Genomic DNA, 11491 nt, shown 5'->3' on the forward strand with positions numbered 1-11491 from the left:
CCAAACGATTCGTGAACTTCACCATGGCAATCGACACCCTTCAATATTCAGGTGTTGCGATCACCGCATGATTCAGCGCGCTCAGAACGACCTGATCTGCTACTTAGTTGGGTTCCTAGACCTGGATCAGGCTCAAGACCCCGCCCTGCGGATCCTGGATGGTAGCGAGGGAGCCCGTTTCGGGTTTGTCCTCCGGTTCCACCAGAAGCTCTCCTCCCGCGGCAACTGCTGCTTCCACGGCTTTGCGCAGATCCGCCACGCCGAAGTAAATCTGCCAGCCAGCGTCATCGCCCTCGTCGGCCGGAACAACGCCAGCCACCTCGTCACCGTTGACCATCAGCGTGCTGTAGCTGCCGCCGTCGTCCTGGGGATATTCGGTGACCTCATGCCTGAAAAGCTGCTGGAAAAACGCGACGGCGGCCTGCGGCTCAGGCGTCAACAGTTCGGTCCACGCCAAGGCTCCGTGCTCGTTGAATAAATGACTGCCCGTGTGAGTTCCGGCTTGCCAGATGCCGGTGGTTCCGCCGCCCGGAGGTTCAATGAACGCCAGCACGCCCGTGTCCGCAACGGCCTCTGGGCCGAACTGGAGCTTCCCGCCCGCATGGACCGCGTCCTCGGCAATTTCTTCAGTGTCAGTGGCCGATAGGTAGATGTTCCACTGGCCGTGTGTTCCCGCGGCCTCCTGCTGGGGATTCTGCGGGGCAATGACGGCCACCAGCTGATCCCTGACGAACGCCTGCGCATAGCTGCGGCCGTCCGGGGTGGGCAGGTCCTTGAAGGTCCACCCGAAAACCTCGCCATAGAAGGTTTTTGCCGCGGCGACGTCCCTCGTCTGAAGGTCGGCCCAGCACGGCTCACCACTGGCGTAGTGCTTGCGGGCCGTCATGCTGCCAGTCCTGTCATGATGCTGAAGGCCGCGCCCGCCGGGTCCATCAGGACTGCCATTCTTCCCACTCCCGGCACGTCGAACGCGGGGGCGATCACATGGCTCCCCAACTCAACGGCCTGCTCAACCGTGGCGTCAATATCCACCACGTTGAAGTACGTCATCCAGAACGGCGACAACCCCTCAATGGGCAACGTGAGCGCCCCTGCAACGCGTCTCCCATCCACTAGCAGGCTCGTGTACTCCTGCAGCTCACCGGCCGGCTCGGTTTCGCTGCTGCACCCGGTCACGGCTTCATAGAACGCTACGGCTTTGGGGACGTCATTTGTCTGCAGTTCATTCCAAATCATGGTTCCCGGCTCGTTCACCAGGCCAGAACCGGGATGTTTGCCGGCTTCCCAGAAACCGATTTGAGCGCCGGTGGGGTCTGTGGCGAAGAACATACGTCCACTGCCGTTAGGAACTGAGTCGGGCGGGAAGAGAAGGGTCCCACCCGCAGCCTCAACCCGACGTGCGGCTTCGTCGGCAGAGTCCACCGCAATGTAGTTGGCCCAGTAGGAGGGCATTCCTTCGGGGGCATCAGGCTGTTGCTGCATCATGCCGGCCACGTAGCGGCCGTGGAGTTTGGCCATGTAATAGGTCATGCCATTTCCGGCGGCCATGGCGTCCAGCTCCCATCCGAAGAGGTCGCTGTAAAACTTCTTGGAAACATCAATGTCGGTGGAGGACAGGTCCACCCAACACGGTGTTCCCTGCTGATAACTCTGGACCTCCGGCATGGATTACCCTTTCGATGCGCTCGAACTCCAGCCTACGCACAAAAGGACCCCCAGGGTACGCCAATGAACGGCGTGGCCTGAGGGCCCTTTTCAAAAGAAATACGGCATTCGAAAATGCGCGATGACCGTAATGTACGACGGCGGTCCGCAACTCAGTGCCGAAGGCACCTGTTGGTTGCGACAGCTATCCGATCCGGCGGGTGTCAACCTCGTCGTCGTCATCTTCCGCGTACTTATCCTCGTAGGCCGAATAGTCCGGCTCCGGGGGATCGTCGGGGAAGTGGCTCTTTACACGACTGGACGGACCCGTGAGCTCCCGCTCAAGTGCCGAATAGTCAGTGTTCGGGGAGTAGTACTTAATGTCCCGAGCCTGCTTGGTAGCTTTTGCCTTTTGACGGCCGCGCCCCATGGCGTGACCCCCTTTTGTACTTGGACCGGAGGTGGTCACCTTGGCTATCGGTGAGGCCCCGGAATGTTTGGTCAATTTGTCGTATGTCTAGATTACATGCTTTCGGGGGTGCCTGCGCGCCACCTCAGCGCCGCGTCCGGGCCGACGACAGCCGAAACCACGCCGTTGCACCTCCAAGAGACGCGAAAATTGGGTAGAGTCTGCCTCAATGCGGCTCCACAGCAGGAAGGCACACCCCGGAATATGAGCCAGGACAATACTTCACCCCGCGATGGTTCACCACGCGATAAAGGCGAGGATGGAGAACCTTCCGCGCCCCAAACTCCGCCACCACCGGGTCAACAACCACCGGCAGCTCCTTGGACGCCGCCATCAGGCCTGCAGCCGGATCCCGCCCCCGAGCTCGACCCTGACTTTGTGCCCAACCCGGCTGAACAGCCCGACCCCGCCTTGCCTCCCAAGGATGCGGAGTCAAGTGACACAGCCCATGCACCCATATACGCAGGAACGCAACCATATGCGGGGCAGCAGCCCTACGCGGGACAGCAACCTTATGTAGGCCAACAACCGTACGTAGGCCAGCAGCCGTATGTGGGCCAGGAGTGGCCTCAGCGTCCGACTGAGCAGCCCGAACCTCACGGGGATCCCGTCAAGCGGCAGCGGTGGGTCATCGGCGGAATCGTCGTTGGCGTGCTGGTGCTTATTGGTGTTGTCATTTGGGTCCTGCTCAGCCTGCTGGGAACGCGTCCCGAAGCTGCGGTATCTTCGCCCAGTGCAGTTCCCTCGGCCGGACCGCTCCCCCGCGACGCAGAGGCCAAGGACTTCCAGGTGGGCGACTGCTTTGAAAGCTTTGACGCAAACTCCTCAAAAGCCAGAGCCGTAGCCTGCGATACCGAACATTCGGCCCAACTGGGCGCCGTTTTCAGCTACGCGGCTGATGAGTCCTTCCCCGGAACCAACGCGCTGAGGGATAAAGGGCGCGAGGTTTGCAAGGACGTGAAGCTCAACGAGGCGGCGGACAACTACATACTGCTCCAGCAGAACGTTTACCCGAGCACCACTAGTTGGGACCGGGGCGACCGCCGCGTTGATTGCTTCATCGTGGTGGATTCAGGCAACACCATCACGGAGGATCTCCTCAGGAAGTAGCCTAAAACACTACTTCCTGCGAACCGTGAGGCCCGTCCCTGCGGGGGCGCCGCCGTCGGGACCCGTCAGCGCTTCGAAGCCCTCAACGGTGAGTTCGTCCAGGTCAGCGGCGGTGTCCACCAGCACGGTGTCGCCGTCGCTGATTTCGCCTGCAAGAATCTCCTTGGCGAGGCGGTCTCCGATTTCCCGCTGAACCAGCCTGCGCAGTGGCCGTGCACCGTAGGCGGGGTCAAAGCCGGACATGGCCAGCCACGCACGTGCGCCATCGGAGACTTCCAGGCTCAGGCGGCGTTCACGGAGCCGGTTGCCCAACTCGGCCACATGCAGCTCAACAATCCGGGCCAGTTCCTCCACGGACAGCGGATCAAACAGCACGATCTCGTCCAGGCGGTTCAGGAACTCCGGCTTGAAGGATGCCTGGACCACAGCCATGACAGCTTCACGTTTCGCCTTGGCATCCATGGTCGGGTCCACCAGGAACTGGCTGCCGGAGTTGGACGTCAGCACCAGGATGGTGTTGCGGAAGTCCACGGTGCGGCCTTGGCCGTCGGTGAGGCGTCCGTCGTCGAGGACCTGCAGGAGGATGTCGAAAACTTCCGGGTGGGCCTTTTCCACCTCGTCCAGCAGCACTACGGAGTACGGCCTGCGGCGGACAGCCTCGGTCAGCTGGCCACCTTCCTCGTAGCCGACATATCCCGGAGGGGCACCCACCAGGCGCGCCACCGAGTGCTTTTCGCTGTACTCGGACATGTCGATCCGGATCATGGCGCGTTCGTCGTCAAAGAGGAAGTCCGCGAGTGCCTTGGCCAGCTCGGTCTTACCTACGCCAGTGGGCCCAAGGAACAGGAAGGAACCTGTAGGACGGTTGGGGTCGCTGATGCCGGCACGGGCACGGCGCACGGCGTCGGACACAGCTTGGACGGCTTTGGTCTGTCCGATGAGTCGCTTGCCGAGTTCCTCTTCCATGTGCAGCAGTTTCTGCGACTCACCTTGGAGCATGCGACCGGCCGGGATCCCCGTCCACGCCGAAATGACTTCAGCGATGTCGTCCGCAGTCACGTCCTCGGCAACCATCAGTTCAGGTTTTGAATCGCTCCGGGCCGACTCCTCCTCAGCAGCGGCGCTCAGCTCCCGTTCGAGGGCAGGCAGCTCTCCGTAAAGGATCCGCGACGCCGATTCGAGGTCGCCTTCGCGCTGGGCCTTATCCGCGACGGAACGCAGTTCGTCGATCTTCGCTTTGAGATCACCAACCCGGTTGAGCCCGGCCTTCTCGGCTTCCCATCGCGCATTCAAAGCACCCAGTTCTTCGTTCTTATCGGCTTTGTCCGCACGCAGCGCTGCCAACCGTTCCACCGAGGCAGGATCGGTCTCACCCTGGAGGGCCAGTTCTTCCATTGTCAGACGGTCCACGGCACGGCGAAGCTGGTCGATCTCCTCCGGTGCGGAATCGATCTCCATGCGAAGCCTGGACGCGGCCTCATCAACGAGGTCGATTGCCTTGTCCGGAAGCTGCCTGCCAGAGATGTACCGGTTGGACAGCGTTGCGGCTGCCACCAACGCTGAGTCGGCAATAGCCACCTTGTGGTGCGCCTCGTAGCGCTCCTTCAAACCACGAAGAATGCCGATGGTGTCCTCAACGCTGGGCTCGCCAACGTAGACCTGCTGGAAGCGGCGCTCCAGGGCAGGGTCCTTCTCGATGTTCTCGCGGTACTCATCCAAAGTGGTGGCACCAATCAGGCGCAGCTCGCCGCGGGCCAGCATGGGCTTGAGCATGTTTCCGGCATCCATGGCGCTTTCACCCGTGGCACCGGCACCCACTACCGTGTGGATTTCGTCAATGAACGTGACAATCTGCCCGTTGGAATTCTTGATTTCCTCCAGCACAGCCTTCAGGCGTTCCTCGAACTCTCCGCGGTACTTGGCCCCAGCCACCATGGAAGCGAGGTCCAGGGCGATCAGCGTTTTGCCGCGCAGGCTCTCCGGAACGTCGCCGGCCACCATGCGCTGGGCGAGGCCTTCGACGACTGCAGTCTTGCCAACGCCGGGCTCGCCGATCAACACGGGGTTGTTCTTGGTGCGGCGGCTCAGGACCTGGACGACGCGTCGAATTTCGCTGTCGCGCCCGATGACGGGATCCAGTTTGCCGGAACGGGCCACGGCCGTGAGGTCCGTACCGAACTTCTCCAAGGCCTGGAAGGTGTTCTCCGGATCCGGCGAGTTGACGTTCCTGTCGCCCCGGACACCCGGCAGGGCGGCGAGCAGCGCCTCATGGGAGGCACCGGCGTCGCGCATTAACTTTCCGACGGCGTCGCTTCCGGCTGAGAGGCCCAGCAGCAGGTGCTCGGTGGAGACGAAGGAGTCGCCAAGTTTGTCGGCCTCGTTCTGGGCGGCCTGGATGGCTTGCATGGACTGGCGGGACAGCTGTGCTTGCTGGACCGAGCTTCCTGAGGATGACGGCAGGGCCTTGATGGCCGAGCTGGCCTGCACGCTCACCGCATCCGGATCAGCGCCGGTAGCACGCAGCAGGGCAACAGCAACGCCCTCCCGCTGGTCCATCAGGGCCTTCAACAGGTGCGCTGGCTCGAGCTGCGGGTTACCGGCAGTGGAGGCGTTCATGGCGGCCGCAGAAAGGGCCTCCTGGCTTTTGGTGGTGAATTTGACGTCCAAAGAGTGCTCCCTTTCTGGAGTGATGCCTAGTGATTACAAAGTTGAGTCTACTACGCTCAACTTTGCATTTGGGTCCATTGGGTTCAATGTTTGCCCACGGCGAAACCAGAGTCCAGAGCCCGCCGAAATCAGGGGAAAGTAGGCTGGGTCAATGGAGACCATTTCAACCGCAGAAGAACTCGAAGAACTCATCGGATTGCCCCTCGACCGCACCAGGAAGAAAGTGCGTACATCCCTGAGTGATTTCGACACGCAATGGCTCGCTGCCAGCCCCTTCTGCGTCATCTCGACAACCGATGCACAGGGCCGCGTGGACGCCTCGCCCAAGGGAGATCCTGCCGGATTTATCCAGGTCCTTGACCGCCACACCATCGCCATCCCGGAACGCCCAGGCAACAAACTGGTGTTCGGCTTCCACAACATCCTGGAAAACCCGAACGTCGGCATCCTGTCTGTTGTCCCGGGCCGCACCGACACCTTGCGGATCAACGGGAGGGCGCAAATCGTCCGGGACGCCGACTTCTTTGACCTCATGGTGGTCAAGGGACACAGGCCGCGCGCCGCCGTCGTGGTTTCTGTGGAGGAAGTGTTCACGCACTGCGGCAAAGCGTTCATGCGGAGCGGGCTGTGGCAGCCCGAAACCTGGGACACTGACGGTCTGCCGAGCATCGCGGCCCTCGCAAAGACTTACACCCAGCCCGAGACGCCACTGGAAGAGCTCGAGACCTATTACGGGCCGTCGTACGCAGAACAGATGTACCGGGACTAACACCGCTCCTCAACCTCAGGCCGGGTAAACAGACACCAGCGCGGATTTGACCACGAACCGCACCTGCATGCCCGGAACCAGCCCCAGATCGGCGGATGCAGCGGGGGTGATGTCCGCGGACAAGGCTTGGGCCGAGTCTCCCGCGCGGACGCGGATCTGATCCCCGTACGGTTCCAAGTCCGTGATGGTCACGGGAAACGAATTGCGGGGGCTTCCGTGGACGTCACCCAGGAAAACGGAAACGCTCGACGGCGGGAACGCTGCCACGCCTGCCTGGCCAGGCGAAGGTGACCAGCCGGAATCGTGCTGACCGGCGAAAACCCGGCCATCCGGCGTCGTTATTCCGTCCCCGGTGATGGTGCCGGTGACAAGGTTCAGCCCAGCGAGGCCGGCAGCGAAGTGGCTTCTGGGCCGCTCGAGGACATCCCGGGTTGGGCCTTCTTCCACAATGCGGCCCTTCTCCACCACCATCACACGATCGGCGAGCATGTAGGCGTCCAGGACGTCGTGCGTGACGATGATGGCTTTGCGGCCTTCGAGGACCCGCTTGAGCACACGTCGGAGCAAGGGCGCTGCGTGGATGTCCAGAGCGGCCATGGGTTCATCGAGCAGGAGGAGCTCGGGCTCAGCTGCCAAAGCGCGTGCCACGGCAACTCGTTGAGCCTGCCCGCCGGACAGCTGAGACGGCTTCCGATCCGCCAAGGACAGGGCATCAACTTCGGCAAGCCAGTGCCGTGCCGTTTCCCGCGCCGCAGCCTTGGATGCACCCGCACTCCGTGGCCCGAATGCCACGTTATCCACGGCATTCAGATGCGGAAACAAGAGCGCTTCCTGGGCCAGAAGCGCAGTCCCCCGGAGGTGAGGCGGGCTCCAAAAGTTGGTGCCGCCGTCGAGCGTGAACAGCTCTTTGTCGCCGATTCGCGCCGAGCCGGAATCCGGCCGCAACAGTCCTGAGATCACCCCCAGCAGAGTGGATTTGCCAGCACCGTTGGGACCGAGGATGGCCACGGTTTCGCCATCTTTGAGGCTGAGGGACATCTCGAAATTTCTGGCGCTAAGGCTGGCTTGCAGCTCAAAAGTCATGGCCGCACCTCCACAGGACTGCTGCTTCGTCGGCGCCCGTAGCTGAGCCCCACTACCGCAACGGCTACCGCCACGAGCACCAAGGAAAGCGCGACGGCGGCATCAGCGTCGGTCTCGCGCTGCAAGTAGATTTCCAGCGGCAGGGTGCGGGTAATGCCCTCCAAACTGCCGGCAAAGGTCAAGGTAGCGCCGAACTCGCCCAAGCTGCGCGCGAAGGACAACACTGCTCCGGACGCAAGCCCGGGCAAAACCACCGGCAGCGTCACCCGACGAAGAACGGTGGTGGGCCGAGCGCCCAAGGTAGCCGCGACAGCCTCGTACTTACTTCCCGCCGAACGGAGCGCGCCTTCCAGGCTGACCACCAGGAACGGCAAAGCGACGAACGTTTGAGCCAATACAACTGCGGTAGTGGAGAACGCGATCTGGATACCGGCCAGCTCCAAGGACTTGCCGAGAAGGCCCTGCCGCCCGAACGTGTACAGCAGCGCAATGCCCCCTACCACCGGCGGCAGCACCAGCGGCAACAGCACGAAAGCCCTCAGTAATCGCTGTCCCGGAAACTCACCACGCGCCAGGACCAACGCCAGGGGAACACCCAGCACTATGCAGAGCACTGTGCTGGCTGCGGAGGTCCTCAAACTCAGACCCAGCGCGGCCACGGAGGAATCCGAAGTGATGAGCGGAATGAACTGCGGCCAGTTGACCTTGGCCACCATCGCCACCAGTGGAAGGACCACCAAGAGCCCACCCACGGCCGCCACGGCATAGACCCATCGAGGGATGCCGTGGTAGCCGGACGCGCTTTGTCTGTTCATGGACTTCCTACGGTGCGCCAAATCCGGCGTCGCTGAGGACCTTCTTGCCTGCTTCACTGGTAACACTCTCAATGAACGCGGCAGCAAGTTCCTTGTTCTTGCTGGAGCTTACCGTGGCGATCGGGTAGGTGTTGACGGCCTTTTCCGATTCCGGGAACGCTATGCCCTTGACCTTGTCGCCGGCCCCCTTCACGTCCGTGACGTACACCAGGCCGGCGTCAGCCTCGCCCGAGGTGACCTTGCCCAGGACATCGGTGACTGACGATTCTTCACTGACAGGGTTCAACGTGATGCCGCTGGCCTTCTCCACCGTGTCCGTTGCCGCGCCGCAGGGAACCTGGCTGGCGCACGTCACCACTTTGACGCCTGGCTTGGCCAGATCAGCCAAGGACGAGATCGACGCCGGGTTGCTGGGTGGGACAGCGATCTCCAGGACGTTCCTGGCAATGTTCGTTGCGGTACCGTCCAGCAGCTTGGCATCGGCGAGCTTTGTCATGTTCTTGGTGTCCGCCGAAGCGAAAACATCGGCGGGGGCGCCTTGGCTGATCTGCGTCACCAGGTCCGAGGAACCGGCGAAGCTCAGTGTCACCTTGGTTCCGGGGTTCTTCGCCTCGAAATCCTTGGCCAGCTGCGTGAACGTGGCTTTGAGGGAGGCGGCGGCGAAGACAGTCACTGTTCCGCTCAAGGGGGACGTGCTGCTGTCGCCCGACGGCGTTGCGGCCGGTGCCGAGGCGCCGCAGGCCGCGAGGGCACTGGTCAATCCCACCGCGACCGCCACGGCCAGGAAGCTCTTCTTCAGCTGGAGGGTCCTCATATGATGCTCTTTCCCTGGGGTGTTTCGATGATGACGGTGGTGGCCTTCACTACGGCGGTGGCAACCGAGCCCAGTTCCAGCCCGAGCTCCCGGACAGCTTCGCTGCTCATCAGCGAGACCACCCGGAACGGGCCGCACTGCAGCTCCACCTGGGCCATGACCTTGTCCGCGGTGATTCCAGTGACCAGGCCCACGAAGCGGTTGCGTGCTGAGCTTCCCGCCCGGGAGGGATCATCCGGAAGGTGGGACTGATCGCGGGCCAGCGTGGCGAGTTCCAACCCGTCCACTGCGAGGCGCCCGGCTGAATCCTTAAGGGCCGTCAGCGTCCCATTCTCCGTCCAGCGCCTCACGGTGTCGTCGCTGACACCGAGGAAACGGGCGGCTTCGGAAATTCGTATGTGCGGCATGAATGCATCATAGTTCCGTATTTGCGGATCAATGTTCTCAAATAGTCCGCAAACGAAATATGACTTTGTGGGCGGGGTGCCTGCGTCCGCACCCTTTACCGCCGTCTGCGCCCCTTTGGCGTTCCCATCGCACCCGGTCCCGCACGACGCACCCGTAACCTCTGGTGCGCCTGGCGGAAAGTGGTGCGCCGCCGTCGTCGTCCTCTAGCCGCCGGGAAGCCGCAGCCGTACCCTGTTCTAGGGGAGAGTTTCATATTCGAAGGAACGTCCCATGGAATGGATTCGTCCGGACAACCCGGACTATGACGAAGCCCGAAAACTCTTCAATGCGATGATCGACCGCAGGCCGGCCGTCATCGCCAAGTGCTCCGATCCCGGCGAGGTAGCCGAGGCGTTGAGCTACGCGCACAACCACAATCTGGACGTTGCAGTGCGATCTGGCGGGCACTCGGTGGCCGGCATGTCCACCAACGACGACGGCCTGGTAGTCGACGTCCGGCCCATGAAGTCCATCAGCGTGGACCCTGAGGCGAAAACCGCCACGGCGGGCGCCGGACTCACATGGGGCGAATTCGATCGCGCAACCCAGCAACATGGGCTGGCTGTCACAGGCGGTCGCGCGTCCACCACGGGAGTTTCGGGCTTCACTCTGGGTGGCGGCTCTGGATGGCTGGAGCGATCGTACGGATTCGCGTGCGACAACCTGCTCTCGGTAGACCTCGTTACCGCCTCCGGCGATCGCGTGACCGCCAGCCGGGACGAGAATCCGGAGCTGTTCTGGGCCCTCCACGGAGGCGGTGGAAACTTTGGCGTGGCGACGTCCTTGACGTTCCAACTCCACCACCTCGGACCTTCGGTGGTGGCCGGCCTCATGCTCTTCCCCGGGGACGACGCACCGGATCTGTCGCGCGCCTACCGGCAGATCGCTCTGGAAGCGCCCGACGCCGTCGGAACCGCATTGGTGTATCTCACCGCCCCGCCGGAAGAGTTCGTCCCCGAAGAGATGGTGGGCAAGCTCGCTGTCGGGATGGCATACATCTACGCGGGCGATGTTGAGGCCGGCGAGGAGCATGCCAAGCCCTTCAAGGACCTCGGCCCCTCGGTGGACCTGGTTTCACCCATGGGATACGCGGACTTCCAATGCATGATCGATGACCCTCCGGACCTCTACAACTACTGGAGCGCTGACTACCACAACGAACTGTCCGATGCTGCCCTGGACCTCCTGGTGGACTCGGCACAGCGCCTCCCCGGCCCACACTCGCAGCAGCTGGTGGCTCGTTGGGGCGGAGCTGTAGGCGGTCCCGCTGCGGCGAACACCCCGTTGCAGCACCGCGGAGCCTCGTGGGTCAGCCACCCGTTCGGCCTGTCCGAGACCCGTGAGGGCGGGCAGGAAGCCAAGGCTTGGGTCAAGCAGTTTCGGCAAGACATCGCCCCTCACACCACGGGCGGCGTGTGGTTGAACTTCATCGGTGACGAAGGACAGGACCGGATCATGGCCGCCTACGGCGAACAGAACTACCGGCGGTTGTCCCTGGTGAAGCGCGAATTCGATCCCGACAACGTGTTCCGCGGCAACCAGAATATCCTCCCGGCTGAGCACTGAGTTTCTGCACTCCTTCCCAGTTGCCGTGATCAGCGCGGGCAGTGAAGCCTGTACTTCCGGGACGGCAGCACGGCGGTAGACGTCCCGATGGCCGGCAACTGGGAAGG

Annotated in this window: 11 protein-coding genes; 3 read left to right on the forward strand and 8 right to left on the reverse strand. The window is 62.6% G+C overall.

The features are described from left to right. Nucleotides 1–115: 115 nt before the first annotated feature. The 3 genes from ACIQH5_RS18825 to ACIQH5_RS18835 all read right to left on the reverse strand — a co-directional run bounded on the left by ACIQH5_RS18825 (nucleotide 116) and on the right by ACIQH5_RS18835 (nucleotide 2074). On the reverse strand, nucleotides 116–886 hold the full coding sequence (locus ACIQH5_RS18825) for a VOC family protein (protein ID WP_400406375.1): 771 nt from the start codon (nucleotides 884–886) through the stop codon (nucleotides 116–118). Further along, nucleotides 883–1665, reverse strand: coding sequence for a VOC family protein (locus ACIQH5_RS18830; protein WP_400406378.1), 783 nt, complete (start codon nucleotides 1663–1665; stop codon nucleotides 883–885). The genes ACIQH5_RS18825 and ACIQH5_RS18830 overlap by 4 nt, the downstream gene beginning before the upstream one ends. A gap of 184 nt (nucleotides 1666–1849) precedes the next feature. Then, a complete protein-coding gene (locus tag ACIQH5_RS18835; protein ID WP_011776148.1) occupies nucleotides 1850–2074 on the reverse strand; it encodes a DUF3073 domain-containing protein in 225 nt (74 codons plus the stop codon). A 591-nt stretch (nucleotides 2075–2665) separates the two neighbouring features. Between ACIQH5_RS18835 and ACIQH5_RS18840 the strand changes: the two genes are divergently transcribed. Next, nucleotides 2666–3223, forward strand: coding sequence for a septum formation family protein (locus ACIQH5_RS18840; protein ID WP_400406381.1), 558 nt, complete (start codon nucleotides 2666–2668; stop codon nucleotides 3221–3223). A 9-nt stretch (nucleotides 3224–3232) separates the two neighbouring features. Here the strand turns inward: ACIQH5_RS18840 and clpB are convergent, their stop codons facing one another. Next, nucleotides 3233–5890: an ATP-dependent chaperone ClpB gene (gene clpB, locus ACIQH5_RS18845; RefSeq protein ID WP_400406384.1), complete on the reverse strand. Its 2658-nt coding sequence runs from the start codon at nucleotides 5888–5890 to the stop codon at nucleotides 3233–3235. 151 nt (nucleotides 5891–6041) lie between these two features. Between clpB and ACIQH5_RS18850 the strand changes: the two genes are divergently transcribed. Continuing rightward, on the forward strand, nucleotides 6042–6659 hold the full coding sequence (locus ACIQH5_RS18850) for an MSMEG_1061 family FMN-dependent PPOX-type flavoprotein (RefSeq protein WP_400406387.1): 618 nt from the start codon (nucleotides 6042–6044) through the stop codon (nucleotides 6657–6659). Between the two features lie 15 nt (nucleotides 6660–6674). Here ACIQH5_RS18850 and ACIQH5_RS18855 read toward each other — a convergent pair whose 3' ends face one another. From ACIQH5_RS18855 to ACIQH5_RS18870, 4 genes are read right to left on the reverse strand one after another with little or no spacing between them, the layout of a single operon-like run. Continuing rightward, on the reverse strand, nucleotides 6675–7742 hold the full coding sequence (locus tag ACIQH5_RS18855) for a sulfate/molybdate ABC transporter ATP-binding protein (RefSeq protein WP_400406389.1): 1068 nt from the start codon (nucleotides 7740–7742) through the stop codon (nucleotides 6675–6677). Further along, on the reverse strand, nucleotides 7739–8557 hold the full coding sequence (locus tag ACIQH5_RS18860) for an ABC transporter permease (RefSeq protein ID WP_400406392.1): 819 nt from the start codon (nucleotides 8555–8557) through the stop codon (nucleotides 7739–7741). The genes ACIQH5_RS18855 and ACIQH5_RS18860 overlap by 4 nt, the downstream gene beginning before the upstream one ends. A gap of 7 nt (nucleotides 8558–8564) precedes the next feature. Beyond that, the gene (gene modA, locus ACIQH5_RS18865; protein WP_400406394.1) at nucleotides 8565–9371 is read right to left on the reverse strand and encodes a molybdate ABC transporter substrate-binding protein; all 807 of its coding nucleotides are present in this window, start codon (nucleotides 9369–9371) and stop codon (nucleotides 8565–8567) included. Beyond that, a complete protein-coding gene (locus ACIQH5_RS18870) occupies nucleotides 9368–9778 on the reverse strand; it encodes a molybdopterin-binding protein (RefSeq protein WP_400406396.1) in 411 nt (136 codons plus the stop codon). Before ACIQH5_RS18870 ends, modA begins: the two co-directional genes overlap by 4 nt. Nucleotides 9779–10049: 271 nt before the next feature. Between ACIQH5_RS18870 and ACIQH5_RS18875 the strand changes: the two genes are divergently transcribed. Then, nucleotides 10050–11384: an FAD-binding oxidoreductase gene (locus ACIQH5_RS18875; protein ID WP_400406398.1), complete on the forward strand. Its 1335-nt coding sequence runs from the start codon at nucleotides 10050–10052 to the stop codon at nucleotides 11382–11384. The last annotated feature ends 107 nt before the right edge of the window (nucleotides 11385–11491 follow it).

Source organism: Paenarthrobacter sp. NPDC091711 (assembly GCF_044756605.1).
Lineage (GTDB): Bacteria > Actinomycetota > Actinomycetes > Actinomycetales > Micrococcaceae > Arthrobacter.